Here is a 26,232-nt window from a genome sequence, read left to right as displayed (position 1 = left end):
GCCTGCGCCAGGGCGGGCGCCAGGGTGTAGCCGGCAATGTCCAGGGCCTGGCCGCCGGCCAGGGAGGCGCGCAGTGCGGCGGTGCCGCCGCTCGCGCCGCCGTCGCCCAGCATATCGGCCGCCACCAGCAGGCGCAGGAATTGGGTCAGGTGGGCGCTGCCTTGCAGCACCGGCTGCCACAGCAGCAATTGGGAGACGGCCGGGCCGGCCGGGCGGCAGGCATAGTCCAGGGCCAGCAGGGCGCCAAGGCGCAGCCCCCACAGGCCGGGCGCCTGCGGCAGCGCATCGCCCAGGCGTTCTTGCAGCCACTGCAGGCCGAGCGCGGCGTCGGCGCGCCAGCTGTCCCAGCTGGCGTCGGCAAAATCGCCCGCGCTGTCGCCGCAACCGTGCAAGTCGAGCTGCAGCACGCCCCAGCCGGCGGCCGCCAGGCGGCGCGCTTGCAGCGCGGCCATGCGGCGCGCCTTGTTCATTTCCTCGGCGAAAGGATGCAGGTAGAGCAGGGCGCCCCGGCAAGGCTGCTGCGGCGCATGGTACAGCGCAAAACGCGCAGCGGCGCCCTGCGCCAGGAAGATGGGCTGGGGCGCCGCTGCGTTCATGCGGTCAGCTTATGCTTCACGAAGGCCGCCAGGCTGCCCAGGGTGGCAAAGGTGGCAGCGCTGATTTCATCGTCGTCGACGGTGAAGCCGTACTGTTCTTCCAGGGCGCCGATCAGCTGCACCACGGCCATCGAATCGAGTTCCGGCAGGCTGCCCAGCAGGGCCGAATGTTCGTCCAGGTGTTGCCCGGCCGGGCCCAGGGCCAGCACGTCGATCAGGATAGTCTTGATTTCTTCCAAATACATGTATTACTCCATGACGGGGGTGGTCGCCGGCCTGCCGCGCAAGCGCTCGAGCAGGAGGTGGCGCTGCTTGGCCAGGGCGTGCAGGCGCTGCAGGCCGGGCCAGCGGTAAAAGCTGACATGGTACATGGTCCGGATTTCATTGGTCCAGCGCGTATGCCATTCCATCAGGCGGCCATAGAATTCCAGCCGCGGCAGGCGCTGCTCCTCGAACAGCAGGCGCATGCAGTCTTCGCGCATCAGCAGGCTGGGCGAGAGCGCGGCCGGCACCGTTTCGTCATAGGCGGTTTTCAGCACCACCAGCATGTCGTCGCTCTCGATGCACAAGTCCATCGCCACCAGCTGCGTGCCGAACCAGTAGCGGAACACGCGCGCGCGGTCGCGCCGGGCGAAGCCTTCCAGCATGGCGCGGTAGAAGCTGCCCTGCGGGGTGCCGGCGCACACCGCGGTGCCGCGCTCGCCCTTCCAGCCCGCCATCTCCAGGCGGCCGAAGTCGGCCACCGCGGCGGCCATGTCGGCCTCGCGCCGGCTTTCCTCCAGGCGCGTGTCCAGGCCCTCGCGCTGCAGGCGGGAGCGCTGCTTCTTCAGGTTGCTGCGCAAATTCTTGCCGCGCGCCTGCCAGTACTCTTCAAAACTGCCGGCCAGCGAAATGCCGGAAGTCTGGATATAGTCGTCCACTGCCAGGCCGGCGGTCGGCGGCGGCGGGCTTTCCAGCATCGGGTCGCGCTGCGTCAGGCTCAGCACCAGCGGCAGGCCGGGCAGGCTTTCCTGCAGGCGCGCGCAAAGCCGGTCCAGCGGCAAGTCGGCACGGTGCATCCAGAAGCCCAGCGGCGCCTGCGACGGCTGGAAACTGGCCCACACGCCGTGGCGCGTCGGGGTCAGCACGGCCATGGCCGCCACCGCCCCATCGGCGCGGCAGATGGCCAGCAGCTCTTTGCCGCTGGCCAGGTGATCGAGCGCCGCCTGCACCAGCTCCGGCGCCAGCAAGGGCGTGGCGAGGGTGGCCTGGTTACAGGCTTGCCAGGCCGCGGCATAGGCCGGGAACTGGGCGGCTGGCAGGATCTGCCATTGCAGGCTGGATTGGGAGGTAGCAGTGCTCATGGTCCATGGTGTGTCGAGGCCCCTCCGCTGCGGAGGCAAGGTTATGCCACCCGAAGTTGTCATAATTCTACGTATGTTGTCAATTAGGGAATAACTTATGCGACCCGTTCTGTGGTAAGGCGGGTACGCGCAACTGCGTGTGCAGCCAGCCCAGCAGTTGCCAGCGGTAATGGGTCAGATGGTACATGGTCCTGACCTCGTCGGTCCACCGCAGATGCCATTCCATGGTGCGGCCGTAAAATTCCAGGCGGCGCGGGCGGCCCTCGGCGAACAGCTGGCGCAAAGTGTCCTCGCGCAGCAGGAAGGCGGGCGAATAATGGCCTTCGAGCTGCTCGTCATAGCTGGTCTTGAGCACGATCAGGCTGTCGCCGTCTTCAATGCACAGGTTCATCGCGGCCAGCTGCTCGCCAAACCAGTAGCGCAGGATGCAGCCCTGGCCGCGGCGGCAGAACGCTTCCAGCATCTTGCGGTAGAAGTGGCCCTGCGCGTTGTCGGCATGCACGGCGGTGCCTTCGCGCCCTTTCCAGCCGCTGCTTTCCAGCCGGCCGTAATCGGCGATGGCCTGGGCCACGGCGGCTTCCTCGCGCACCACTTCCAGGCGCGGCACAATGCCCTCGCGCTGCAGGCGCTTGCGCTGCTTGCCCAGGTTGTTGCGCAAATTGCGGCTGCGCGCCTGCCAGTAGTCGTCGAAGCTGCCCTGGATGGTCAGGCGCGCGGTGACCAGCGCGTCGACGCAATGCAGGTCGGGCTCCGCCGGCCGCGCCACCAGCGCCGGGTCGAACTGCGTCAGGTTGCACACCAGGGGCCAGCCCGGCAAGGCGCGCAGCAGGCCGTGCAGCAGCGCCGCCAGCGGGGCATGCGGATGGTGCAGCCACAGCGCGAGCGGCTGCTGCGAGGGCTGGAAACTGTTCCAGCGTCCGCCGCGCCGCTGGCGCAGCAGGGTCATGGCGACGATATTGCCTTCCTGCTGGCAGATGGCAAGCCAGTCATCCTGCGTGGCGAACTGGTCGACCAGCGCCTGCACGAAGTCCGGATGCAGCAGGGCCGAGCGCTGGCTGGCCAGGTTCAAGGCTTGCCATTGCCCGGCATGGCGGGCGAAAGCCGTGGCCGGATAGAGCTGCCAGTTCATGGCGCCAGCACCTCGCGCACGCTGCGCACGACCAGCGCCAGCTCGTCCGGGCGCAGTTCCTGGTGGCAGGGCAGCAACAGCACGTGCTGCGAATAATGGCTGCTGACCGGGCACACGCTGGCGTCGACCCCGGCCCACAGGTACTGGGCAAAGCGCAGGGCCGGCACGCCTCGCTGCTTGAGGTGGGCAAACAGCGTTTCCGGTTCATCCACCAGGAGCGGAAAGCCCCAGGGGTAGACGCCCTCGGGCAGGCTGGCATGCAGCGGGCGGGCGCCGGGCAGCCCCTGCAGCGCTTGCTGCAGCTGGAGGTAGTTGCGCCGGCGCAGCGCCCCCATGCGCGGGCGCGAGACGCAGCGCAGGAGCATGCGCGAGAACAGGGCCGAGCGCTTGTCCAGCCAGGCCGGGTCGAAGCTGAAACCGCCGCCGGACGAGTCGGGCCCGCTGGCAATCACGCCGTCGGCGGCGCGCGACTTGATGTGGCCCCACAGGCGGTTTTTCAGGGCCAGCGGCCAGGACAGCAGGGTGCGCATGCCGCCCAGGCGGCCGTGGGCGAAACTCTTTTCCAGGGCGTTGATGGCCATCTTCAGCTCGAAGCGCAGGCCGCCGCGCTGCAGGCGCACCGCATGCAGCGGATGGCGCGCGGAAATCAGGGCGCCGCCTTCGTAGAGGGGGAAGAACTTCATGCTGCTGGCGATGGCATAATCGCCCCAGCTGCCCAGCGGACGGCCCTGGTACTGACCGAGGAAGGCGTGGGCGCAGTCTTCCAGCAGCAGCAGGCCGTGCGCATCGCAAAAGGCGCGCAGGCGCTCCAGCGGCTGGGGGAAACCGAAGTAATTGGCGGCCAACAGGACCTTGGCCGAACCGTCGAGCTTGCGCGCCACATCGTCCAGGTCGACTGCGGTGCGTTCATCGATGCGGTAGAACACCGGCTGCGCACCGGCCCATTGCACCGGCTCGATCATCGAGGCGCAGTGGTAAGCTGGCACCAGCACCTTGTCGCCCGGCCCCACCCCCATCTGCCGCAGCGCCAGGGCGATGGCGACGCGGCCGCTGGTCACCAGGCGGCGCGCTCCGGCGTCGAGCACCGAGGGCACCGGCGGGTAACCGGCATGCAGGAACGATGCGCCCGATAATACCGGGCTGCGCGGCATGGCGATCTCGCCTTCAAAGGTCTTCATTACACTAGCATCTGGACGCAATAATGTTTCATTTTTTTCATTGAAATAGTATAACTTAGTTGTCTTGATCTTTCGCAAGCGTGCGCGAAAATTTTACAATTGTTGAGCGCCTATAGACAGGACCGCCTTGCCCACGTAGTATCGCAATTGTCAATTTGTAATTGGTTTACGCCTTCATGAGCTCTCTTATCCACGAATTCATCAGCGCCAGCGCGCTGCGCCAGCCGCACGCCGAAGCGCTGGTCTATGGCCCGCAGCGGCTCGATTATGCCGCGCTGGAGGCTGCGGTCAGCCGCACGGCCCAGGTCTTGCTGGGCCAGGGCCTGGCCGCCGGCGAGCGGGTCGCGGTCTATATGGAAAAGAATGTGGAAAACGTGGTGGCCATGTTCGGCGCCGCCGCTGCCGGCGGCGCCTTCGTGCCGGTCAATCCCCTGCTCAAGCCGGAACAGGTGGCGTATATCCTGGCCGACTGCAATGTGCGCGTACTGGTGACCTCGGTCGACCGCCTGCGCCTGCTGGGCGAGGCCCTGGCCTCCTGCCGCGACCTGAAGCTGGTGCTGGCGGTGGGCAATGGCGCGCTGCCCCAGCTGGCCGGCGTCGAGGTGCTCGGCTGGCAGGCGGCGCAGGATGGCGCGCCCAGCGGCCTGGCGCCGCACCGCGCCATCGACGGCGACATGGCCGCCATCTTGTATACCTCGGGCAGCACCGGCAAGCCCAAGGGTGTGGTTTTATCGCACCGGAATATGGTGGCCGGCGCCACCAGCGTTGCCAGTTACCTGCAGAATACGCCGTCCGACCGCTTGCTGGCGGTGCTGCCGCTGAGTTTTGACTATGGCTTGAGCCAGCTCACCACCGCCTTCCACGCCGGCGCCACGGCCGTGCTGATCAACCATTTGCTGGCGCGCGACGTGCTCCATGCCGTGGTGGCGGAAAAGATCACCGGCCTGGCTGCCGTGCCGCCGCTGTGGATCCAGCTGGCGCCGCTGCCCTGGCCGGCCGACTGCACGCTGCGCTACCTGACCAACTCGGGCGGCGCCATGCAGCGCCCGACCCTGGACGCCTTGCGCGCCGCCCTGCCCAAGGCCAAGCCCTACCTGATGTATGGCCTGACCGAAGCCTTCCGCTCGACCTACCTGCCGCCGGAAGAGCTGGAGCGCCGCCCCGATTCGATGGGCAAGGCGATTCCCAATGCGGAAGTGATGGTGCTGCGTCCCGACGGCAGCGAATGCGCGCCGGGCGAACCGGGCGAGCTGGTCCATCGCGGCGCGCTGGTGTCGCTGGGCTACTGGAACGATCCGGCCAAGACCGCCGAACGCTTCAAGCCGGTCGCACCGCGCCACTACGGCCTGCCGCTCACCGAGCTGGCGGTATGGTCGGGCGACACGGTGCGCAAGGATGAAGAGGGCTTCCTGTACTTCATCAGCCGCAACGATGAAATGATCAAGACTTCCGGCTACCGCGTGTCGCCGACCGAAGTGGAGGAAGTGGTGTATGCCCGCGAGCAGGTGGCCGAAGCGGCCGCCCTGGGCGTCAGGCACCCGGTCCTGGGCCAGGCGATCGTGGTCGTGGCCTGGCCGCGCCAAGGGCTGGCGCTGACCGCCTCCGACCTGCTGGCCGCGCTCAAGCCGCACCTGCCGGCCTATATGCTGCCGCAGAAAGTCGTGATTGCCGACGCCAGCCTGCCGCGCAACCCGAACGGCAAGATCGACCGCAAGCTGCTCTCGACCCAGTACGAGAACGTCTTCGTGGAGGGCGCATGAATATGGAGGCTGGGCGTCCGCGCCCGCAGCACGCGCCGCTGCTGCAGTTCGCCGTCGAGGATGACTGCCTGCTGATCGGCGGCATTCCGCTGCCGCGCCTGGCCGCGCGCGTCGGCCAGACCCCGTTTTACGCCTATTCGCGCGCCGCCATGACGCAGCGGGTGGCCGAACTGCGCGCCGCGCTGCCGCGCGACGTGCACCTGCACTACGCGATGAAGGCAAACCCGATGCCGGCCGTGGTGCAGCACCTGGCCGGCCTGGTCGACGGCATCGACGTCGCTTCCGGCGGCGAGCTGCGGGTGGCGCTCGACACCGTGATGGACCCGTCCAGCATCAGCTTTGCCGGCCCGGGCAAGGGCGAGGCCGAGCTGTCCTGCGCGATTGCGGCCGGCATCGTGCTGAACCTGGAATCGGAAGGCGAGATGGAACGCGCCGCCGCCGTCGGCCAGCGCCTGGCCATCGTGCCCAAGGTGAACGTGCGCGTGAACCCGGATTTCGAACTGAAGTCGTCCGGCATGAAGATGGGCGGCGGTCCCAAGCAGTTCGGCGTCGATGCCGAGCGGGTGCCGGCCATGCTGGCGCGCATCGGCGCCCTCGGCCTGGATTTCCACGGCTTCCACATCTTCAGCGGCTCGCAGAACCTGAAGGCCGCCGCACTGCAGGACGCGCACGAAAAAACCTTCGCCCTGGCCTTGCGCCTGGCCGAGGCGGCGCCGCGCGCGCCGCGCATCCTGAATATCGGCGGCGGTTTCGGCATTCCTTATTTCCCGGGCGAAGAACGGCTGGACCTGGCGGCGGTCGGTGCAAACCTGGCGCGCATCATGGATGGAGTGCGGCCGCGCCTGCAGGGCGCGCAAGTGGTGATCGAGCTGGGGCGCTACCTGGTGGGCGAGGCCGGCGCCTATGTCTGCCGCGTGGTCGACCGCAAGGAGTCGCGCGGCCAGGTCTTCCTGGTGACCGATGGCGGCCTGCACCACCACCTGTCGGCCTCCGGCAATTTCGGCCAGGTGATCCGCAAGAATTATCCCGTGGTCATCGGCAGCCGGGTGGCCGGCGGCCCGCGCGAGCTGGCCTCGGTGGTCGGCCCGCTGTGCACCCCGCTCGACCTGCTGGCCGACCAGATGGAACTGGGCCAGGCGCAGCCGGGCGACCTGGTGGTGGTTTTGCAATCGGGCGCGTATGGCGCCACGGCCAGCCCGGCGGCTTTCCTCAGCCACCCGGCCGCGGTCGAAGTCTTCGTGTAAAAAGGGAAGCGTATGGGCGGGATCTGTGGATGGATTGGGTTTGCCGGCGCGCCGGAATTGCTGGACACGATGGCGGCGCCGCTGTCCCGTTTTGACCGGAGCCCGGTGCAGGCCCGCCGCGGCCAGCGCAGCGGCGTGGCGGTCGCCGCCCAGGCCGGCAGCGCGGACGTCTTCCAGCGCGATGGCTTGCTGGTGGCATTGTGGGGCCAGCCGCGCCTGGACGATCCGGCGCTGGCGGCCCAGGCCGCCGCGCAAGGCGTGGCGGCCACCGTCGCCGGCCTGTGGCCGCAAGGCGCGCAGCGCACCTGCGCCCAGGTGCACGGCTGCTTTACGCTCGCCATCATCGATGAACGCAGCGGCGAAGCCTTGCTGGCCACCGACCGCATGGGCGTGCAGCCGCTCACCTGGCAGCTGGCCGGCGAGACCCTGGTGTTCGGCAGCTCGGCCGACTGTCTGCTGCGCCACCCGCTCACGCCGGGCGTGCTGGACCACCAGGGCCTGTACAACTACGTCTACTTCCACATGGTGCCCTCGCCCGGCACCGTGTACCAGGGCCAGCAGCGCCTGCTGCCCGGCCACTTCCTGCATTACCGCCAGGGCCGCGTCGAAGAGCAGGCCTACTGGCGCATGCAGTTCGAGGAAGACGGCAAGCGCTCCTTCGGCGAACTGAAGGAAGAATTCCTGTCCGTGCTGCGCCACAGCGTGAAGGAAGCGGCCGGCGAGCGCAAGGTCGGCGCCTTCCTGTCCGGCGGCACCGACAGCTCGACCATCGCCGGCATGCTGACCCAGGTCGGCGGCGTGGCGGCCGATACCTACTCGATCGGCTTCCAGGCCCAGGGCTATGACGAAATGGACTACGCGCGCCTCGCCTCGCGCCATTTCGGTACCAGACACCATGAATACTATGTGACGCCGGAGGACGTGGCCAACGCCATCCCGCAGGTGGCGGCCGTGTTCGACCAGCCATTCGGCAACGCTTCGGCGGTGCCGGCCTTCTACTGTGCACGCATGGCGCAAGCCGATGGCGTGACGCGCATGTTCGGCGGCGACGGCGGCGACGAGCTGTTCGGCGGCAACGAGCGCTATGCCAAGCAGCATGTGTTCGAACTGTACGAGCGGGTGCCGCGCCTGGTGCGCAAGGCCCTGCTGGAGCCGGCCGTGTTCAATTTCCCGGGCGGCGAGCGGGTACGCCTCTTGCGCAAGGCGCGCAGCTATATCGAACAGGCCTCGGTCGGCATGCCGGCGCGCCTGGAAACCTACAACCTGCTGGGCCGCTATGGCGCGCAGCAAGTGTTCACCGACGACTTCCTGGCGGCGGCCGATATCGGCAACCCGATCGCCACGCTGGAGCGCAACTATGGCCGCAGCGAAGCGCGTTCCCTGATCAACCGCATGCTGGCGCTGGACTTGCAGGTGACGCTGGCCGACAACGATCTGCCGAAAGTGATGAAGGCTTGCGAGCTGGCCGGCGTGGAAGTCGCCTTCCCCTTCCTGAACGACAAAGTGGTCGCCTTCTCGGCCGGCCTGACGCCGCAGCAAAAGCTGAACGGCACCCAGTTGCGCTGGTTCTTCAAGGAGGCATTGCGCGGCTTCCTGCCCGATGCCATCATCACCAAGCAGAAGCACGGTTTCGGCCTGCCGTTCGGGGTCTGGCTGCAGGAACACGCGCAGCTGCAGCAGCTGGCGGCCGACAGCCTGAGCGACCTGAAGGCCCGTAAGGTCGTGCGCGGAGAATTCATCGAACAGCTGGTCGGCACGCACCTGAAAGAGCACGCCGGCTACCACGGCACCATGGTATGGGTGCTGATGATGCTGGAACAATGGTTCCGCGCGCACCGCAACGTATAACACCGAACTACCAAACACGAGGGACATCATGGCACATCGCGTAACCCGGCTGGCCGTCGCCGCCACCCTGGCCGCCAGCGCATTGCTGGCCGGCTGCAAATCGGACACCCCGGAAAGCCTGCTGGCCGACGCCAAGCAGCAGCTGGCGAAAGGCGACCGCAAGGCGGCCCAGATCCAGCTCAAGAATGCGCTGTCCAAGGACCCGAACAGCGGCGAGGCGCGCTTCGAGCTGGCCAGGCTGTCGCTGGAAATGAATGACCCGGTCTCGGCGGAAAAGGAAGCGCGCCGCGCGCTCGACCTCAAATACAAGCCGCAAGAGAGCCAGCGCCTGCTGGCCGACGCCTTGCTGCGCATGGGCGACTTCCAGAAGATGCTGGATGATACCGACAAGTTCGAACGCACGCCGGCCCTGCTGGCCCTGCGCGGCGAAGCCCTGATCGGCCTGCGCAAGCTGGATGAGGCGAAAAAGGAATTCCAGGTCGCCCTCGACGCCCAGCCCAATAGCGCCGACGCGCTGACCGGCATGGCGCGCCTGGCCGCCATCGGCAACGACCTGGAAGGCGCGCGCGCCCTGGCCGACCAGGCCATCGCCAAGGACGCATCGAATATCAATGCCCTGACCTTCAAGGGCGAGCTGCTGCGCGCCCAGGAAAAGCCGGAAGAGGCGCGCGCCGCCTTTGCCGAAGTGCTGAAGCTGGACCCGACCAACAGCAGCGCCAACCTGGAGCAGGCTTACCTCGACATCGTGGCCGGCAAGCTCGATGCGGCCCAGGCTGCCGTGAACCAGGCCAAGAAATCGGCGCCGCGCAGCCTGCCGACGCTGTATACCCAGTCCCTGATCGACTATTCGCGCGGCAATTACAAGGCCGCGCGCGATAACCTGCAATTGCTGGCCAAGAGCGCGCCCAACCATCTGCCGAGCATGCTGCTCTCGGCCTCGGTCGACTACCACCTCGACAACCTGCACGCAGGCGAAGCCAAGCTGCGCACCTACCTCGACGCCATGCCGGGCAATGTCTATGCGCGCAAGATGCTGGCGGCGACCCTGCTGCGTGAAAGCCAGCCGGCGGAAGCGCTGACGGTGCTCGAGCCTGCGCTGCAGGACAAGGTCAGCGACGGCAGCCTGCTGGAACTGGCGGCCCAGGGCAATATGATGGTGCGCGAACCGGGCAAGGCGGCCGCGCTGCTGGAACGGGCCATCGCCATCAATCCCAAGCGCAGCCCGACCTATATCGCGCTGGGCGGCGCCCGCATTGCGCTGGGCGAGCGGGAGCAGGGCATGGCCATGCTGAACAAGGCGCTGGAACTGGAGCCGGATTCGCTGACGGCCGCCCTGGCGCTGGCGCGCGCCCGCCTCGGCGTAGGGGAATTCGACCAGGCCATGGCGGTCCTGGCCAAGCAGGAAGCCAAGCATGGCAAGGAGGCCGAACTGCATATCCTGAAAGGCCATGTGCTGCTGGCCAAGAAGGACAAGGCCGGCGCGCGGGCTGCCTTCAACAAGGCGGTGGAGCTGGCGCCGGCGAGCTATGCTGCCGTGATCACCCTGGTCCAGCTGGAACTGATGGAGCAAAAGCCCGAGGCGGCGCGCGCCCACCTGCAGAAACTGCTGGAGCGCGACAAGGGCAATGTCCTGGCCATGACAGCCATGGCCCAGCTGGCCGAGCGTGCCAAAAAGCGCGACGAGGCCACGCAGTGGCTGGAAAAGGCCGCTGCCGTCAACACCGATGCGCTGGCCCCGGCCCTGCGCCTGGGCGGCTACTACCTGCAGACGCGCCAGCCGAACAAGGCGGTCGACTATCTGCGCAACGTCCTGGTGATCCACCCCGATTCGCCGATCGTGCTGGAATTGATGGGGCGCGCGCAGCAGATGTCGGGCGACTTGCCTGGCGCCGATGAAACGTTCAGCAAGCTGGCCGGCGCGCTGCCGAAAGCGCCGCAGCCGCAGCTGTTCCTGGCCAGCGTCAAGGTGCAGCGCAAGGATCTGGCGGGCGCGCAAGCCAGCGTCAAGAAAGCCCTGGCCCTGGCGCCCGGCTTCATCCCGGCCTACCTGATGCAGGCCGACCTGGCCTTGCTGCAAAACAAGCCCGAGGAAGCGCTGGCCGTGGCGCGCGGCCTGCAGAAATCCCAGCCGAAGCAAGTCGCAGGTTACGTCATGGAAGCCGAGTTGCTGGTGAAGACGGGCAAGCCAGCCCAGGCGGTGACGCCCTACCAGCAAGCGTTTGCCATGGAACAGCGGCCGGAACTGCTGATGAAACTGGCCAGCGCCCTGCGCGCGGCCAACCGTTCAGCGGAGGCCGATGCCCAGGTCGCCGCCTGGCGCAAGGCGCATCCGGACGAGCCGCTGGGCATGCTGTACTCGGCCGAGCTGAACATTGCGGCCAAGCAATACAAGCAAGCCATCGCCCAGCTGGAAGCCGTACTGGGCAAGACGCCGGACAATGTGATGGCGCTGAATAACCTGGCCTGGTCCTACCAGCAGGAAAAAGACAAGCGCGCCTTGCCTACGGCGGAAAAAGCCAGCCAGCTGGCCGGCGATAATCCGACCGTCATGGATACCCTGGGCTGGATCCTGGCCGAGCAGAACCAGCTCGAGCGCGCGCTGCCGTTCCTGAAGAAGGCCAGCGAACTGGCGCCGCAGGCCAGCGATATCCGCGGCCACTATGCGGCCGCGCTCTGGAAGAAGGGCGACAAGGCTGGCGCGCGCAAGGAATTGCAGGCAGCCATGGCCGACGCCCGTTTTGCCCAGTCCGACGAAGGACGTAACTTGCAAAAGCAGTTTGAATAAGTAGCAACATCCTGCCCCCGCGCCGTCAGCTGCGCGGGGGCAATCTCCTCTCAAGCCGTTGTTTAATTGAAAACAATTGAGTCTTTTTCGCAATAAATGCGCAAGGGGTATTGAATGTCGGGCGCAGCCGTGCCAACATGGGATTTGTTAGTATTTTTTACATAACTCCCTTGCATTTCGATACATTTTCGCCTCGGCATCAATCGTGCGCGCATTGCCCACTGAATTGGAATGCACTATATTTCGCCGATGAGCCCGGTGCACGCGCCGCTCGCCGGGCTCTTGGTATAGGCTCGCCGCAAGGCTAGCGGGTGCCAAAGGAGGATAGAGCCATGAATGGAACAGCTGTCCCAGTGCTGGAAGGTGCGCCCGTCAGGGCCATGCCAGCCGATTCCCATGCCCATGCGCGCGCCACGCTCGAGGACCTGCTTCCGGAGAATATGGAAGATCTGGTTACCGACGAAAAATCTTTTGGTATCCGCATGATCGATACGCTCGAAGGCCGCAGCAAGGCCAGCCTGCTCATAAACAAGATGTACTCCTGGCGCGGCTACGCCGGGACCCATAAACTCACCGATGATCCGAACCGGATCACGCTCACCGCCAGCGACAAAGGCGAGGTGGTCGGTACCCTGACCCTGGGCCTGGACTCCCCAATCGGCATCATGGCCGATGAAATTTTCAAGGAAGAAGTCGATAGCGTGCGCATGCTGCCGGGCGCCCGCGTGTGCGAGATCACCAAGCTGGCGTTCGACAATGGCGGCAGCAAATCGCAGATGGCTTCGCTGTTCCATCTGTCGGTGATTTATGCGCGCGACTTGCACAACTGCACACATATCTTTATCGAAATCAACCCGCGCCACCGCCGTTTTTACGAAGCCATGCTCGGCTTCAAGCGCATGGGCGAGCTGAAGACCAATCCGCGCGTCGACGCCCCGGCTTACCTGCTGGTGGTGGAGTTGGCCTACGTGACGGAACAAATCGAAAAACTGGGCGGCCTGGGCCTGGAGGCGGCCACCACGTCGCGCTCGTTCTATCCGCTGTTCTATTCGCCGCGTGAAGAGCGCGGCATCATCAACCGCCTGAAAAATATCCAATAACGGGAGCCATATGGCAGACGCCTTCTCATTTTCCTATGACCTGGCGTTTTCTCGGAATATTGGTTGGGTGACCCCGGATGAGCAGGCGCGCCTCAAGAACAAGCGGGTCGCGATCGCCGGCGTGGGCGGGGTCGGCGGCGTGCATCTGCTGACCTTGGCACGGCTGGGCGTGACGCGCTTTCACATCGCCGATTTCGACGCCTTTGATATCGCCAACCTGAACCGCCAGGCGGGCGCTTTCATGTCGACCATGGGCTTGCCCAAGGCCGACGTAGCGGCGCGCATGGCGCGCGACATCAATCCCGAAGCGCAAATCGACGTGTTCGGCCAAGGGGTGGACGCCAGCAATATGGGGCAATTCCTGGACGGCGTCGACCTCTACATCGACGGGCTGGATTTCTTTGCGTTTGATGCGCGCCAGCAAATGTTCGCCATGTGCGCGGCGCGCGGCATTCCGGCCGTGACGGTGGCGCCGCTGGGCATGGGCGCGGCCTGCATGACCTTCATGCCGGGCGGCATGACGTTTGAAGAATACTTCGGCTGGGGCGACCGCCCCGAGCTGGAAAAGGCGCTGCGCTTCATGGTGGGCGTGGCGCCGGCCGGCCTGCACCGGCCCTACCTGGTCTGGCCGGAAGCGGTCAACCTGGCCGAACGGCGCGGGCCCTCGACCATCATGGCCTGCCAGCTGTGCGCCGGCGTGGCGGGCACCCAGGCCCTGAAAATCCTGCTGGGGCGCGGCAAGGTGCTGGCCGCCCCGCGCGGCTTCCAGTACGACGCCTACCGCGACACGCTGGTACGCACCTGGCGTCCTGGCGGCCACCGCAATCCGCTGACGCAGCTCGCGCTGCAGGTGGGCAAACGCGTGTTTGCCAAGGCTTTGCTCAAGTAGGGCAGCCGTCCGGGGCAGTTGCTCCCTTATCGCTAGCCGCATGTCGGAAAAATTGACAATGCTGTTTTGGTGACATCGACGGCGGAAGCTAAATATTTGAAATTTAACCGAATATTTAAGCTGGCCCGATTAATGCTTATTCAGTAACAGCTCACAGATCCATCAAGATAAAGCGCCTTCCCATTCACATGGAGATACATATGTTCAACTTTAAGAAACACCTGCTGGCCCTGACGTTGGCTGTCGGCAGCGCGCCAGCCTTCGCAGGCTACGTCGGCGGCATCAATATTGGCGATGCCGGCACTCCGCACTTCGAAGCCGCCGAGGTTTATGAGCGCTTCGTGTCCGATTACAGCGGCGGCACCGCCCCTGGCGCGACGACGCTGGGATCGGGTGGCACCCCATCGTTCGCAGCGGGTTCGCAGATCGCAGGTTATGGCCGCGTCAATTCGATTAACGGCAACCTGAACTTCTGCGCCGGCGGCGCCGGTACTTGCGAACTGACCTTCCGCTTCTATGGCTTCACCGCCAAGCCGGGCGGCAGCGCGACCAATATCGACTTCACCGGCGGTTTCGTGAACTTCTACGTCGGCACTGGCGCGAGCATGGACTTCAACCCGTTTGCCGACGTGTCTGAAGCCCAATTGCTGAACCAAGCAACCAACGGCACCCTGTGGCTGTCCTTGTCCGGTTCGGACTTCCTGGACATCGTTACCGGCCGTACCGGCAGCCTGCTGGCCACTGGTACCAACTTCGGTTCGGGCACCACCGATTCCGGTACCGGCATCGGCCAGTTGAACATCATTGGCGGCCTGGCGGCTGTCATGGCAGCGCTGGATACCAACTCGGTGGACAACCACCTGGGTTGCGTGCTGGGCTCGACCTGCTCCGACTTCGACCTGACCACCTCCTTCAGCCTGGTTGGCCGTCCGCCTTCGGGCTATATCCCGCTGGCAGGCGTGGCATCGCTGGCCGGCCGTGTGGCTGCGGTTCCTGAACCAGCAAGCCTGGCCCTGATGGGCCTGGGCCTGATCGGCATCGGTACCCTGCGCCGCCGCCGCGCCAAGTAATCCGCCGGCGCAGCTGTTCCAAAGCCCGTCTTGCGAGTCGGGCTTTTTTCATTGGGAGAGAGAATGACGGCAACAGCGGATTTCATTGTGCGGCTGGCCGAGACGGGCGCCATGGCGCCGACCGCCGACAATGGCCAGGCTTGCTACATCGATTGGGACGGCCGCACGCTTGGGCTGGCCTATGCGCAGCGGCATGCCGCCAGCAATGTGTTCGGTCCCGACAGCCATGGCACTTTGCTCGGCATTGGCGCGGTGGCGGAAAATATCAGCGCTGCGCTGGCCGCCAATGGCCTCGATGCGCCGTGGCAGTGGGCCGAGGCGGGCGGCCAGCCGTATGGCACCTTGGCACTGCCGTCACTGCCCGGGCAATTCGCCGCGCCTGCCGGGCCGGCGGCGCGCCACACCAATCGTTTTCCCTATCGTAAGGCGGCCCTGCCGCCGGCCCTGCTGGAAAAGCTGGCGGCCGGCAGCCAGGGCGGCAACCGCGTGACGGTGTTGAGCGATGCCGCGTCCATCAAGCGCCTGGTGCGCCAGGTGCGCACCAGCGCCGAGGCGCGCTTTTGCAATCCCGCCCTGCATCGCTGGCTGTTCGACTGCCTGCGCCGCACGCCGGAAGAAGTGGCGCGTGGCGACGGCCTGGATATGCGGACACTGGGCTTGCCTCCGGGCGGCGCGGCGCTGCTGCGCTTCATTGCGGACTGGGAGCGGATGGCCGCCCTGAACCGCTTCGGCATGTACAAGCTCATGGCCCTGGCCGAGGTGGGCCAGATCTCGGCCGCGCCGGCCCTGGTCTGCATTACGGGCGGCGGCGCCCGGCGCGACGTGCTCGAGGCCGGGCGCTTGCTGGTCCGCGTGTGGAGCGAGATCAATCTTGCCGGCGTCGCCGTGCAGCCGTTCTATGTGGTCTCGGACCAGCTGAACCGCCTGCACGAGGGCATCCTGCCGCCGGGTTTCGAGCAAAAGATCGGCGCCGTCGAAGCCGAAGTCGGCCAGCTGCTGGCGCTGGCGCCGGGCCAGCAGCTGCACATGATCCTGCGCGTGGGCTACCCGACGGTCGAGCCGGTCCGCTCACGCCGGCTGCCGCTCGACCAGGTATTGCGTCACAAGGCTTTCAGCAAGGACTTGGCATCGTCCAGCTGAGGGAACTCCTTGTTATCGGCCAGCAGCTTATCGAGTTCCTGGCGTGCCGCCTTCTTGTCGCCCGCCTGGTTCAGCGCGTACGCCAGGTGATAGCGGGTTTCCGTCGCCCTTGGTTCAGCCTCCACCGCCTTGCGCAGCAGCGGCACGGCGCGCTGCAGGTCGCCCTGTTGCGCCAGGATCCAGCCGACAGTGTCGATCACGCCGGCATTGGCCGGCGCCAGCTTCAACGCCCGCTCGGCCGTCGCCAGCGCGCGCGGGTCCTTCTGCGCCTGATACGCCAGGGCCAGGTTGTTGAGCACGGCCGCGTTGCCCGGGTCGGTCTTGAGTAAGGATTCGAACAGCTCGGCGGCAGTCTTGTACTGCTTGTCCATCAGCGCGCTCTCGCCCAGGTAGGTGACGATGACGGCATCGCTGCCATGCTCCTTCTGCCACTGCTGCAGCCGGGCCTCCGATTCCCTGGCCTTGCCCAGCGCCTTCATCGAGGCAGCCAGCCGCACCGCCAGCAACGGCGTCTGGGCCAGGGTGAATGCACGCTCATAGGCCTTGAAGGCCGCATCCGGTTTTTTCTGCGCGGCCAGGATGGTGCCTTCGAGTATCACCGGCTCGGCAGCTTTGGGCGCCACCTCCTGGGTCTTGCGCGCCAGCGCCAGCGCTTCGTCCGTCGGCCCCTTCATCAGCGCCAGGTCCAGCTGGGCATAGCGCGCCGGCAGGGAAGCCGGATCGATCGACAGCGCCTTCTTCAATTCTGCTTCGGCAGCCGGCAGGTTTTCCAGCTTGGCGTGGACCGCGGAAAGGCGCAGGTGAGGGTCGGCCGACTTCGGCTGTACATTGACCAGCTTGCTGTAAGTCTCGAGCGCGGCTTGCGCATTGTTGGTGGCGAGCTGGGCCTGGCCCAACAGGTCGAGCACTTCGGCGTCGGCCGGATGCTCGGTCTGCACCTTGCGCAACAGCGTAAGGGCTTTGCCGGCGTCCCTGGTGCGCAGGTAGTGCGCCGCCAGCATGCGTGCCGGGCCGACTGCTTGCGGATTCGCGGCGTAAGCCTTTTCCAGCCAGGCCCTGCTGTCGTCCGGGCGATTCTGGCTCATCTCCAGTTGCGCCAGCGTCACCATGGCGTCGGTGTTTCTCTGGTTTTTCGCAATGAAGGCGGCCAGGCGCTGCCGTGCCGCATCCGGTTTCTTGTCTTGCACATCCATGAGCGCCAGGTTGCGCACCGGCGCCAGCAGGTCGGCCTGCAGGCTGGCGGCCTTCTCGAAGCTGGCGCGCGCCGCGGCGCGGTCACCCTTGCCGATGTAGACCCCGCCCTCCAGGTTGCGCGCGGCGGCACTCTGCGGCTGCGCCGCGATGAGTTTCTGCACCGCCGCCAGCGCCTTGTCGTAATGCTTCAGCGACATTTCGGTGCCGACCAGGGCGGCTGCCGTGCTTTCCGATGCCGGATCAAGCGCGGTCGCCTGTTCCAGCTCGGCGATGCCGCCCTGCTGGTCGCCCTGGCCCAGTTTGCTCAGCCCGAGCGAGGTGTGCAAGGTGGCCGTCTGCGGCGCCAGCGAACTGGCTTTCTCGAAGTACTGCCTGGCCTTGGCAAAGTCGCCCGAGCGCATGGACGATTCGCCGGCCAGGGCCAGCAGCTGGGGATCCTGGGTGCCGTCGTTGAGCAGCGGCGACAGGGTGGCGGCCGCATCGAGCGGCTGGCGGTTCTTCAGCTGGATCTGCGCCAGCAGCTTGAGCGCATATTTGTTGTTGGGGAAGCTGGCCAGGTAGAAACGGGTATGCATCTCCGCCTGTTCCCAGGAGCCCATCACCGCCAGGGTCGAACCCAGCAGCAGGATGGATGGGAGATGGTCCGGCACCGCGCTCAGCACTTTCTGCAGCGACTCGCGGGCCGCCGGGTAATCGGCCTGGGTGAATTCCAGCAGGCCCTGGGCGAACATCGCCATCGGCGAGGTGGGCGCGAATTTCTGCACTGCGTCGATATCGGCCTTGGCCGCCGCATAGTCCTTGGCGCCGATTTCCAGCACGGCGCGTTCGATGCGGGCATTGATATGGTCTGGCTTGAGCTTGATGGCCTCGCCGAACGTGGCCAGCGCCTCCTGCTGCTTGCCCTGGGCGCGCAGCAGCCTGGCCTTGAAGAACGGTACCGAGGCATCCTTGGGATTGGCGGCGGCGGCCTCGTTGGTGAAGCCGATCGCGCTGTCCAGGTCCTTATTCAATGCCGCGACGCGGGCCTTGCCGATCAGGGCTTCGGCGTAGCCAGGCTGGGCGGCCAGCGCCCGTTCGAACGATTCCTGCGCCTTGGCCGGCTTGTTCAGCGCCAGCCAGGCGTCGCCGCGCCCAGCCAGCAGTTCGGCGCTGGGCTTGTCGATATCGCTTTCATCGATCGCCTTCTGCGCCTGGCCTTGTGCGTTCAGCGCCTTGACCAGTTCCGGCGCGGTGCGCGCGCTGTCCATGCCCAGGCTGGCAGCCCTGCGGATTTCCTTCTCGGCCGAAACCGGATCGCCCGCCAGGTTGTACAGCTGCGCCAGCCGCAGGCGCACTTCAGGGTCCTGCGGATTCCTGAACGCTGCGTTCTTGAGCTGGATCAGGGCTGCCTGGATATCGCCCTTCGCCTGGTATTGCTGGGCGTCCGCCAGCAGCGCAGCGCTGGTATCGGATTTTTCGCAACCGGACAGTCCGGCGGCCAGCATCAGGCTGGCGAACACAAGGGAGACACGAACAGCTGGGCGGACGGAACGACGCGGCATGACTCAATTCCTCAGTGTGGCGCCGCGCTGCGGCAGGCAGGCGGCAAGGTTGGCACAACTTGAATAGTTGTTAATAATATCTCAAGGAAGGGCTGATTTCCCGACGATTCCCGCTCTGTTGCAAAAAACGCTACTGGTAGCCGGAAGGCGCCGGGTATTCGTGGAAGGCGTGCCGGTACAGGCGCTTCACCTTGAGCACATAGTCGCGGGTTTCGGCGTAGGGCGGGACGCCGCCGTAGCGCAGCACGGCCTGTTCGCCGGCGTTGTAGGCCGCCGCCACCAGGCTCACGTCGCCGCGGAAATTGGCCAGCAGCCAGCGCAGGTAGGCCATGCCGCCGCGGATGTTCTGCTCCGGGTTGAAGCTGTCGCGCACATTGAAGCGCTGCGCGGTCGCCGGAATCAACTGCATCAGGCCGCGCGCATTCCTGTTCGAGACCGATTGCGGATTGAATCCCGACTCGACGGCGATGATGGCCATCACCAGCTCCGGGTCGAGGTCGAAGGCGGGCGCCAGCTTCTCGACCAGCGGACGGACGCGTTGCGCCGCTTCGCCCGGGAACAGGGGGGGCGCAGCGTCGTCCAGCACCAGGGCCGGCTCGGGCGCCATGCAGCCGGGCAGGGCGGCGCTGGGGGCTGCCGGCAGCAGGGCCTGCATGCGCACCCCGGCCGCATAGCCTTGCTCGGCAGCCAGGCCGAACAGGCGCCAGGCCACGCCGTCATCGTGCGCCACGCCGCGGCCGTTGGCATACATCCAGCCCAGGGCGTACTGGGCTTCGGGAGCGCCCAGGCGGGCGGCGCGGCAATACAGCGCGGCCGCCTGGTCCAGGTCGCGCGTCACGCCTTCGCCGTGTTCCAGGCGCTGGGCTTGGTCGAACAGGGTGGCGGCATTCTGCGCACAGGCAGCGTGGGCCAGCAGGGTGGCCGCCACGGCAGCTGGGAATCGCATGCAGGCTCCGTGCAAAGCGACGACCCAGCCATTGTAGCGGTGCGGCGCTGGCAGTTGCTGCCGTTATGCGGCCGCGCCTTGCGAGTTTTTGGGTGTCAAAAATGCCTTGTGGAATAGGTGGCGCGCCAGGCGCAGCGGCGGCATGCGCAGCCAGTTGCCGCGCACATACAGCAGGAAGTCGGCCAGCTTGCCGCCGGCGCCGCGGCAGCTGGCGTGGTGCGGCAGCAGCGAACGCGTGAACAGGGCATCCATCAGGATTTGCAGCGCCGCCCCCGGAGCGGCGGGCGCCAGGGCGGCCAGCGTGGCGGCCGGCACCTCGGTGCCGAGCAGCATGCGGCTGTAGCGCAGGCCATAGAACAGGAAGCGCTGCAACTGCATCTGCTGCGCGCGCGCCGGCAGCGCTTCCCAGAAGCCCGGCTCCTGCTGGCCGAAATGGGTGAGCAGGCGGTGCAAGTCCCACAGGTCGCGCAAGCCCTTGTCGAATTCGCCGTCCGCGAACAGGTGGGTGGCGCTGTGCAGCACCATGTCGAGCGGGGCCAGCACGGCGGCGCCCGGCGGCGCGCCAGGATCCGTGAGCGGCCGCGCGGCAGCGCGCAGCAGGCGCGCGTCGGGCCGCTGCGCGGCCGTGCGCGGCAAGATGGTGTGGTGCACGTCGATCGACGTCTGGCGCAGCATATGGCTCATGGGCGGCAGCTCATGCATCCATTCGCGGTAGTAGCGCTGGTCGTAGGCGTCGTGCAGGGTGCTGACCCAGCCGTGGGCCATCAGGGCCGCTTCCACCTGCGGCAGGCTTTCTTCCGGCACCAGGATGTCGATGTCGGAGAACATGCGGCCGGCGGCGGGGGGCAGGCCGGCCGCGGCGTAGGCGCCGCCCTTCAGCAGCAGCAGCGGCAGGCCAAGTCCCGCCAGGGCCTGGCCGATGTGGCGCAGCTCCCAGTAGGTGGCCTGGCTGTGGCGGCGCGCCTGCACCGCATTCCACCACAGCTGCTCGCGCGCCTGCGGCAAGGCTTGCTCCAGCATGCCGTGCTGCGCCAGCCAGTAGTGCAGGGCGGCGCCGAGGTTGGCCGTGTCGGCCTGGCGTAGCAGCAACTCCCATGCGCGCGGCGTGAGCGCGGCCGAGCGCTGCGGGTCGCGCAGGATGCGTAGCAGCAGGGGCAAATCAGCGGATAAAGTCATCGAGGCGGGCAAAGGTGTCCAGGGCTTCGTCCAGCGCACTATAGCGGAAGCGGAAGCCGGCGGCAGCCTCGATCACCCGGCCCAGGGCGTCGAAGCCGGCCGCGCCGAGGATGCTGTAGTTGAAGCTGTTGCCTGCCAGTTCCATGAAGGTGGCGGCGCGCGGCAGCGCTTCCAGCGTGGTGGCGGCGCCGGCCTGGTAATGCGGGAACACGATCCAGGCCGGGATGGCGCTGTCGCCGGCGCGCTGCACGGCCTGGCCGGGCGCGCGCATATGGGCGACCGTGCCCTTCTGGGTATCGCGCACCGGCTCGCTCAGCACGGCGTCCGGCACGTAGGCGCGGATGATGTCGATGGAAGCGTTTTTCAGGCTGATCGGGCGCGGGTTGGGCACCACCAGCCCGCTCTCCAGGTCTATCATGGTCAGCTCGTCCGACAGCAGGCGCCAGCCGCCTTTGCCGGCCAGCGCGGCAGTCAGGGTGCTCTTGCCTGAACCTGGCGGCGCCGGCAGGATCACGGCGCGCCCGCCGCGCTCGAGCACGGCGGCATGCACGATCAGGTAGCGGTGGGCGCGGCCCGAGACGCACCAGTTCAAGCCCCATTCAAAAATGGGAAAGGCATGCTGCAGCGGCATCGGCTGGTAGACATCGTAGCCGTCGCATTCCAGCCGCACCTGCGGGCGCAGCCAGCGGCGCGGCGACAGCGGGCGTACCAGCTTCAGGTTGAAATCGGTGAAATCGGCTTCGTCCAGCAGCGGGTAGTCGCCATAGAGCTGGCCGATGCCGGCCGTCACGCTGGCCACGTCCGCCTGCAGGCAGACGCCAAAGCGGCCCGTGCGCAGGCGCAAGCCGGGACCGGCCAGGCGTGCATGCAGCGCGCCGGGCGACAGGGAAGCCACGGTCAGCAAGGGTGCACCAGGTAGAGTTTGGCGAGCTCGGCCAGGGTTTGCTGGAGGGCCGGATCGGCCCAGTCCTCCGCTTCCAGGCTGCCGTCGCGCAAGGCGAGCAGCAGCTCGAGGACTTGCTCGTCGAGCAGGTGGGTGGCGCCCGATACTTCGTTATAGAGAACGCTTTGTCCGTTCCAGCTGCGGCTGCGCAGCGACTGGCCCGGTACGATACACCACTGCTGCGCCATCAAATCATCGTGCTGCTCAGGTATTCGACCACGGCCTTGCCATTCCAGTCGACGCCGGCGGTCGGGTGGAACACGCCATAATCGCGCAGGTTGTTCCAGATATTGACCAGCATGAGTTCGGTCTGGAAGGTGGAGCGGCCCGACAGGACGTTCAGGTAGGCGGCGCCGATGTGGGCGCCCAGGTTGTCCGGGTCGAACACGGGGTCGTTATTGTCCAGCACGGTCTCGAACGAGGCCTGGCCGATCGGCTTGCTGGTGGTGAAGACCGAGCCGAATTTCTTGTTCGGGTCGATAGGCCAGGCCACATGGCCCGGCGTGTTGTGGTTTTTGCCGCGCGGCTCCAGCGCTTGCAGCCATACGCCGGGGCTGCGGCCGGAGCAGCTCAGTGCATCGGGATTGCGGGCGCTGAGCAGGGCCGAAGCATGGCCGGAAGGCGTGGCGCAGACAATCGCAGCCATGCCAGGTTGGCTGTGCAGCGTCAGCAGAACGCCCGATGCGGCAGCACCGGTGCGGGTAAAGCGGCGGCGCGCAGCGCCTTTAGCGCTTAATTGCTTGCCTGGCTGTTGTTCGTTGGCCACGTCGTCGTCCTTGCGAATTGGTATTGGGCGCAACAGGCCCATGATACTTAGTGAACAAGCAAGTACCGTTCCAGATACCAGTCAGTTTCACGGATTACCTGACAAATCAGGCGTTTAGATGAGCTAACTCAAGCACGGCCCCTGCCTGCCTGACTATCATAGCTTGAGTTGTAAGAATTTTCGACACCTGCAGGACACAGGCGATGCCTTGCGGCATCGCTTTTTAAGTGCAAGTTACAGGCTTCAGAAGAAGCTTTCCGGGATTACCAGCACGTCGCCCGGGCGCATCGGCACATTGGCTGAAATATCGCCGTCCTTGATCAGGTCGTTCAGGCGCACGGTGAATTGCTGCTGCTTGCCGTCGACCATGCGGATGATGCTGGCCTTGTTGCCTGCGGCAAATTCCGTGACGCCGCCCACGGCGATCATCACGTCCAGGATCGACATATCGCGGCGGTAAGGCAGCGATTGCGGCTTGGCGGCCTGGCCGATCACACGGATCTGCTCGCCATAGGTGCCGACGAAGCCGGTCACGATGACGGTCACCACCGGTTGCTGGATGAACTTGGCCAGCGCCTTTTCGATATCGCGCGCCAGTTCGGTGGACGTCTTGCCGCTGGCTGGCAAGTCTTCGACCAGCGGGGTGGTGATCTTGCCGTCAGGGCGCACCGGCACCACTTGCGACACTTCCGGGTTGCGCCAGACGATGATGCTCAGGTTGTCGCCCGGGCCAATCAGGTAATCGCTTTGGGGCACGACGCCGGCATCGGCCGGGGCGCCGCTGTGCGGGGTGGCGCAACCGCCCAGTCCCAGCAGACCGAGGACGACGGCGCTGGCGGCGAGCTTCTTGAAGGTCATCACATTATTCTCCTTATTTGCATTTTAGCATTGCCTGTTATACCACGACTCTTGTCATCCTTGCCGCTATTTTTGTGGCGTGCCCTGTTGCAGCAATTCCAGCACATGGCGCACCGGGATCGCATAGCTGATGCCGCTGGGGTCGGTGATCGCGCTTTCCTTGGCGCCCTTGACCAGGGTCATATTGATCACTCCCACCACGGTTCCCGTTTCCGGATCATACACGGGGCTGCCGCTATTGCTGGGGTATGCGGTACCGTCCAGCTGGTAAATCGTGAACGGCGCGCCACGCTGCAGCTGCAGCACGGCGCGCGGATTGAGGCCGCGCGACGTCGGCGTCGGCAGGATGGCCGGGGTCTGCGCCGCCAGCAGGGCGCGGTGGGTGACCGGATTCAGGCCCAGCAGGATGCCCAGCGGATAGCCGGTAAACACCAGCTCGCGGCCTTCCTCCAGCAGTTCGCTGCCGCCCAGGTTCAGCGCCGGCAAGGGGGCGCCAGTCAGGCGCAGGTGCGCCAGGTCGTGGGCGCGGTCGATGGTGACCACGGTCGCTTCGCGGAATTGCAGCTGGTCGCCGTGGCCGGTGACGATGCCCAGGGTTTCCAGCTTTTCCGTATCGAGCGCGGTCACCGCGTGGGCGTTGGTGATAACCGATAGTCCATCACCCACCACAAAGCCGGTGGCATGGAATACGATGGCAGGACTGCGGGTGCGGTTGAAGGTGCCGATGCCGACCACGCTCGGCTTGACCGCCGCAATCGTGCGCGGCAGCGGCATGGCCCCCGCTACAGTGCCTGCGCAGCACAGGCAGGCCGCCAGGAATAGTGAAATCAGCTTAGCCATGGGGCCTCCGCAAGGGTGAATTTCCAGGGGGAAATGTTAAATTCTTTTAGTCAGCTGCACGCAACAAGCATAAATTAATAGTAACAGGCAGCGTGTTCTGCTGTATGATAGAGATTAGATGTTATTTAGGCAATATTAGATGTGGGCACTGCGATAGTTTGCCTGCCTAACCCAGGGACGAAAGATCAAAAATGGCAGAATTAACCGCCTTGCTGTTGACCTTTTTAAAGGCAATCGGAAAATATCGTTGGCATGCCGTGGCCATTGCCTGGGTGGTGGCCCTGGTTGGCTGGGCCGTGGTCTACCACCTGCCGAACGACTTCCAGGCTTCGGCCCGGGTCTACGTCGATACCCAGAGCATCCTCAAGCCGCTGATGTCGGGCATGACCACCACGCCCAACGTGGAGCAGCAGGTCATGTTCATGCGCCGCACCCTGATCAGCCGCCCCAATGTGGAGCGCGTGCTGCGCATGGTGGACCTGGACATCAAGGCCAAGGACAGCAAGGAGCACGAGAAGCAGGTCGACGAGCTGATGGCCGCCATCAAGGTCACCGGCACCGAACGCGACGATATCTATACGATTTCCTACAACAACGAGAACCCGAAAATCGCCAAGGACGTGGTGCAGTCGCTGCTGACCATCTTCGTTGAAGGTTCCTTCGGCGGCAAGAAGCAGGATTCGGAAAAGGCCGTGCAGTTCATCGAAGACCAGATCAAGATGTACGAAGAGCGCCTGGCCGCCGGCGAGAATGCGCTGAAGGAATTCAAGATCCGCCACATGGGCCTGCTGCCCCGCCAGGGCACCGATTATTCGACCAACCTGGGCGAACTGGCCGACAAGCTGGCCCAGGCGCGCCTGGAGCTGACCGAATCGGAACAGGCGCGCAATGCCATCAAGCGCCAGATTTCCGGTGAAGACATGGCGCCGGTTGCCGTCGAACAGCAGGTAAGCAATCCTGAAATCGATGGCCGCATCGCCGCCCTGGAAAAACAGCTCGATGGCCTGCGCATGCAGTACACCGAAGAGCATCCGGACATCGTCTCGGCCAAGCGCCTGATCGCTTCGCTGCAGCAGCGCAAGAAGGAAGAAGCCAAGAAGGCCGCCAAGAGCGGCGACCCGGGCGCCAACTACAGCCCGATGCTGCAGCAGATGAACGTCGCGCTGTCGGTGGAAGAAGCGCGCGTGGCCTCGCTCAAGGCGCGCGTGAACGAATACGCAACGCGCATGGAACGCATGCGCTCGCAAAGCACGGCGGCGCCGGAAGTGGAAGCGCAACTGGCCCAGCTCAACCGCGACTATGCGATCAACAAGGAAAATTACGAGAAGCTGGTGCAGCGCCGCGAATCGGCCAAGCTGTCCGGCGACCTCAGCTCGGCGACCGACATGATGAGCTTCCGCGTGATCGATCCGCCGAACGTGCCGCAGGTGCCGATCGGCCCCAACCGGCCGCGTTTCTATTCGCTGGTATTCGTCGCCGCGCTGCTGTCCGGCCTGGGCCTGGCATTCCTGCTGAGCCAGATTCGTCCGACCTTCCTCAGCCAGCACAGCCTGCGTGAAGTCACCGGCGCGCCTATCCTGGGCAGCATCGGCATGAACTGGACCGAACAGCAAAAATCGTCGCGCCGGCGCCGCCTGTACGCCTTCGGCCTGGCCGTGGCCTCGCTGCTGACCGCATTTGGCGGTGTCGTCACCGCAACCTTGCTGCGCGCTGGCTGAGCGCCGCAACACTTAGGGAGTTCATCAAGTGAGCATTATTGAAAAAGCAGCCAACCGCCTCGGCCAACCGCGTCCTGCCGACGCCGCCGAGGCCAGCGTGGCGCCTGCCGCCGCGCCGGTCGCAGAATCCGTCCAGCCGGCGCCGGCCGCCGCCGCCGCGCCTGCCCC

General features: G+C 65.9%; 22 protein-coding genes. 9 read left to right on the top strand and 13 right to left on the bottom strand.

The window, feature by feature from the left end; translation table 11 throughout:
- The 5 genes from GM658_RS27440 to GM658_RS27420 all read right to left on the bottom strand — a co-directional run.
- Positions 1–596, bottom strand: a 596-nt coding sequence (locus GM658_RS27440) for a hydrolase 2, exosortase A system-associated (RefSeq protein WP_155457295.1), incomplete at its 3' end; no start/stop codon positions are given.
- A complete protein-coding gene (locus tag GM658_RS27435) occupies positions 593–841 on the bottom strand; it encodes an acyl carrier protein (RefSeq protein WP_155457294.1) in 249 nt (82 codons plus the stop codon). The genes GM658_RS27440 and GM658_RS27435, both read right to left, overlap by 4 nt.
- Before the next feature lie 3 nt (positions 842–844).
- The gene (locus GM658_RS27430; protein ID WP_229417097.1) at positions 845–1,939 is read right to left on the bottom strand and encodes a GNAT family N-acetyltransferase; all 1,095 of its coding nucleotides are present in this window, start codon (positions 1,937–1,939) and stop codon (positions 845–847) included.
- A 79-nt stretch (positions 1,940–2,018) separates the two neighbouring features.
- Positions 2,019–3,068: a GNAT family N-acetyltransferase gene (locus GM658_RS27425; RefSeq protein WP_155457293.1), complete on the bottom strand. Its 1,050-nt coding sequence runs from the start codon at positions 3,066–3,068 to the stop codon at positions 2,019–2,021.
- Positions 3,065–4,246 (bottom strand): aminotransferase class I/II-fold pyridoxal phosphate-dependent enzyme, encoded by a 1,182-nt coding sequence (locus GM658_RS27420; RefSeq protein WP_155457292.1) that lies wholly within the window; start codon positions 4,244–4,246, stop codon positions 3,065–3,067. The genes GM658_RS27425 and GM658_RS27420 overlap by 4 nt, the downstream gene beginning before the upstream one ends.
- A 176-nt stretch (positions 4,247–4,422) precedes the next feature.
- Between GM658_RS27420 and GM658_RS27415 the strand changes: the two genes are divergently transcribed.
- The 8 genes from GM658_RS27415 to GM658_RS27380 all read left to right on the top strand — a co-directional run bounded on the left by GM658_RS27415 (position 4,423) and on the right by GM658_RS27380 (position 16,082).
- Positions 4,423–6,006 carry an acyl-CoA ligase (AMP-forming), exosortase A system-associated gene (locus GM658_RS27415; RefSeq protein WP_155457291.1) on the top strand — a complete coding sequence of 528 codons (1,584 nt, stop codon included), beginning with the start codon at positions 4,423–4,425 and terminating at the stop codon, positions 6,004–6,006.
- Entirely contained in the window at positions 6,003–7,250 is a 1,248-nt protein-coding gene (locus GM658_RS27410; RefSeq protein WP_371865304.1) for a pyridoxal-dependent decarboxylase, exosortase A system-associated, read from the top strand. The genes GM658_RS27415 and GM658_RS27410 overlap by 4 nt, the downstream gene beginning before the upstream one ends.
- A 12-nt stretch (positions 7,251–7,262) precedes the next feature.
- Positions 7,263–9,098: an asparagine synthetase B family protein gene (locus tag GM658_RS27405; protein WP_155457290.1), complete on the top strand. Its 1,836-nt coding sequence runs from the start codon at positions 7,263–7,265 to the stop codon at positions 9,096–9,098.
- A gap of 28 nt (positions 9,099–9,126) precedes the next feature.
- Positions 9,127–11,883, top strand: a complete 2,757-nt coding sequence (prsT, locus tag GM658_RS27400) for an XrtA/PEP-CTERM system TPR-repeat protein PrsT (protein ID WP_155457289.1) — start codon at positions 9,127–9,129, stop codon at positions 11,881–11,883.
- A 332-nt stretch (positions 11,884–12,215) separates the two neighbouring features.
- Positions 12,216–12,983 carry an N-acyl amino acid synthase FeeM domain-containing protein gene (locus GM658_RS27395; RefSeq protein ID WP_229417096.1) on the top strand — a complete coding sequence of 256 codons (768 nt, stop codon included), beginning with the start codon at positions 12,216–12,218 and terminating at the stop codon, positions 12,981–12,983.
- A gap of 10 nt (positions 12,984–12,993) precedes the next feature.
- Entirely contained in the window at positions 12,994–13,872 is an 879-nt protein-coding gene (locus tag GM658_RS27390; protein ID WP_155457288.1) for a ThiF family adenylyltransferase, read from the top strand.
- Between the two features lie 200 nt (positions 13,873–14,072).
- The gene (locus tag GM658_RS29455; protein WP_170299018.1) at positions 14,073–14,942 is read left to right on the top strand and encodes a PEP-CTERM sorting domain-containing protein; all 870 of its coding nucleotides are present in this window, start codon (positions 14,073–14,075) and stop codon (positions 14,940–14,942) included.
- Positions 14,943–15,005: 63 nt separating this feature from the next.
- A complete protein-coding gene (locus GM658_RS27380; RefSeq protein WP_155457286.1) occupies positions 15,006–16,082 on the top strand; it encodes a nitroreductase family protein in 1,077 nt (358 codons plus the stop codon).
- On the opposite strand, the gene prsT (GM658_RS27375) is transcribed toward GM658_RS27380, so the two are convergent.
- The 8 genes from prsT (GM658_RS27375) to GM658_RS27340 all read right to left on the bottom strand — a co-directional run bounded on the left by prsT (GM658_RS27375) (position 16,043) and on the right by GM658_RS27340 (position 24,346).
- The gene (gene prsT, locus GM658_RS27375; protein WP_155457285.1) at positions 16,043–18,817 is read right to left on the bottom strand and encodes an XrtA/PEP-CTERM system TPR-repeat protein PrsT; all 2,775 of its coding nucleotides are present in this window, start codon (positions 18,815–18,817) and stop codon (positions 16,043–16,045) included. The two genes, GM658_RS27380 and prsT (GM658_RS27375), sit on opposite strands and share 40 nt — an antisense overlap.
- Positions 18,818–18,947: 130 nt before the next feature.
- A complete protein-coding gene (locus GM658_RS27370) occupies positions 18,948–19,763 on the bottom strand; it encodes a lytic transglycosylase domain-containing protein (RefSeq protein ID WP_155457284.1) in 816 nt (271 codons plus the stop codon).
- Positions 19,764–19,826: 63 nt separating this feature from the next.
- Complete coding sequence (locus GM658_RS27365) at positions 19,827–20,939, bottom strand: nucleotidyltransferase domain-containing protein (RefSeq protein WP_155457283.1); 1,113 nt, start codon at positions 20,937–20,939, stop codon at positions 19,827–19,829.
- The gene (locus GM658_RS27360; protein ID WP_371865306.1) at positions 20,923–21,834 is read right to left on the bottom strand and encodes an HprK-related kinase A; all 912 of its coding nucleotides are present in this window, start codon (positions 21,832–21,834) and stop codon (positions 20,923–20,925) included. The genes GM658_RS27365 and GM658_RS27360 overlap by 17 nt, the downstream gene beginning before the upstream one ends.
- A 2-nt stretch (positions 21,835–21,836) precedes the next feature.
- Positions 21,837–22,070, bottom strand: a complete 234-nt coding sequence (locus GM658_RS27355) for a hypothetical protein (RefSeq protein WP_155457281.1) — start codon at positions 22,068–22,070, stop codon at positions 21,837–21,839.
- The gene (locus GM658_RS27350; RefSeq protein ID WP_170299017.1) at positions 22,070–22,681 is read right to left on the bottom strand and encodes a hypothetical protein; all 612 of its coding nucleotides are present in this window, start codon (positions 22,679–22,681) and stop codon (positions 22,070–22,072) included. Before GM658_RS27350 ends, GM658_RS27355 begins: the two co-directional genes overlap by 1 nt.
- A 210-nt stretch (positions 22,682–22,891) precedes the next feature.
- On the bottom strand, positions 22,892–23,506 hold the full coding sequence (locus GM658_RS27345; protein ID WP_155457279.1) for an XrtA/PEP-CTERM system exopolysaccharide export protein: 615 nt from the start codon (positions 23,504–23,506) through the stop codon (positions 22,892–22,894).
- Between the two features lie 66 nt (positions 23,507–23,572).
- The gene (locus tag GM658_RS27340; protein WP_155457278.1) at positions 23,573–24,346 is read right to left on the bottom strand and encodes a S1 family peptidase; all 774 of its coding nucleotides are present in this window, start codon (positions 24,344–24,346) and stop codon (positions 23,573–23,575) included.
- Between the two features lie 191 nt (positions 24,347–24,537).
- Here GM658_RS27340 and GM658_RS27335 point away from each other — a divergent pair, with 191 nt between their 5' ends.
- Positions 24,538–26,064, top strand: a complete 1,527-nt coding sequence (locus GM658_RS27335) for an XrtA system polysaccharide chain length determinant (protein ID WP_155457277.1) — start codon at positions 24,538–24,540, stop codon at positions 26,062–26,064.
- Positions 26,065–26,232 lie beyond the last annotated feature (168 nt).

This window comes from Massilia eburnea (assembly GCF_009720745.1).
Classification (GTDB): domain Bacteria; phylum Pseudomonadota; class Gammaproteobacteria; order Burkholderiales; family Burkholderiaceae_D; genus Rugamonas; species Rugamonas eburnea.
The sequence above is the reverse complement of the archived record's forward strand: the minus strand, read 5'-3'. Positions and strand labels throughout refer to the sequence as shown.

Coding starts and splice junctions, on each gene's coding strand:
- GM658_RS27435 (WP_155457294.1), bottom strand. CDS start 841: ATGTATTTGGAAGAAATCAAGACTATCCTGATCGACGTGCTGGCCCTG.
- GM658_RS27430 (WP_229417097.1), bottom strand. CDS start 1,939: ATGAGCACTGCTACCTCCCAATCCAGCCTGCAATGGCAGATCCTGCCA.
- GM658_RS27425 (WP_155457293.1), bottom strand. CDS start 3,068: ATGAACTGGCAGCTCTATCCGGCCACGGCTTTCGCCCGCCATGCCGGG.
- GM658_RS27420 (WP_155457292.1), bottom strand. CDS start 4,246: ATGAAGACCTTTGAAGGCGAGATCGCCATGCCGCGCAGCCCGGTATTA.
- GM658_RS27415 (WP_155457291.1), top strand. CDS start 4,423: ATGAGCTCTCTTATCCACGAATTCATCAGCGCCAGCGCGCTGCGCCAG.
- GM658_RS27410 (WP_371865304.1), top strand. CDS start 6,003: ATGAATATGGAGGCTGGGCGTCCGCGCCCGCAGCACGCGCCGCTGCTG.
- GM658_RS27405 (WP_155457290.1), top strand. CDS start 7,263: ATGGGCGGGATCTGTGGATGGATTGGGTTTGCCGGCGCGCCGGAATTG.
- prsT (WP_155457289.1), top strand. CDS start 9,127: ATGGCACATCGCGTAACCCGGCTGGCCGTCGCCGCCACCCTGGCCGCC.
- GM658_RS27395 (WP_229417096.1), top strand. CDS start 12,216: ATGAATGGAACAGCTGTCCCAGTGCTGGAAGGTGCGCCCGTCAGGGCC.
- GM658_RS27390 (WP_155457288.1), top strand. CDS start 12,994: ATGGCAGACGCCTTCTCATTTTCCTATGACCTGGCGTTTTCTCGGAAT.
- GM658_RS29455 (WP_170299018.1), top strand. CDS start 14,073: ATGTTCAACTTTAAGAAACACCTGCTGGCCCTGACGTTGGCTGTCGGC.
- GM658_RS27380 (WP_155457286.1), top strand. CDS start 15,006: ATGACGGCAACAGCGGATTTCATTGTGCGGCTGGCCGAGACGGGCGCC.
- prsT (WP_155457285.1), bottom strand. CDS start 18,817: ATGCCGCGTCGTTCCGTCCGCCCAGCTGTTCGTGTCTCCCTTGTGTTC.
- GM658_RS27370 (WP_155457284.1), bottom strand. CDS start 19,763: ATGCGATTCCCAGCTGCCGTGGCGGCCACCCTGCTGGCCCACGCTGCC.
- GM658_RS27365 (WP_155457283.1), bottom strand. CDS start 20,939: ATGACTTTATCCGCTGATTTGCCCCTGCTGCTACGCATCCTGCGCGAC.
- GM658_RS27355 (WP_155457281.1), bottom strand. CDS start 22,070: ATGGCGCAGCAGTGGTGTATCGTACCGGGCCAGTCGCTGCGCAGCCGC.
- GM658_RS27345 (WP_155457279.1), bottom strand. CDS start 23,506: ATGACCTTCAAGAAGCTCGCCGCCAGCGCCGTCGTCCTCGGTCTGCTG.
- GM658_RS27340 (WP_155457278.1), bottom strand. CDS start 24,346: ATGGCTAAGCTGATTTCACTATTCCTGGCGGCCTGCCTGTGCTGCGCA.
- GM658_RS27335 (WP_155457277.1), top strand. CDS start 24,538: ATGGCAGAATTAACCGCCTTGCTGTTGACCTTTTTAAAGGCAATCGGA.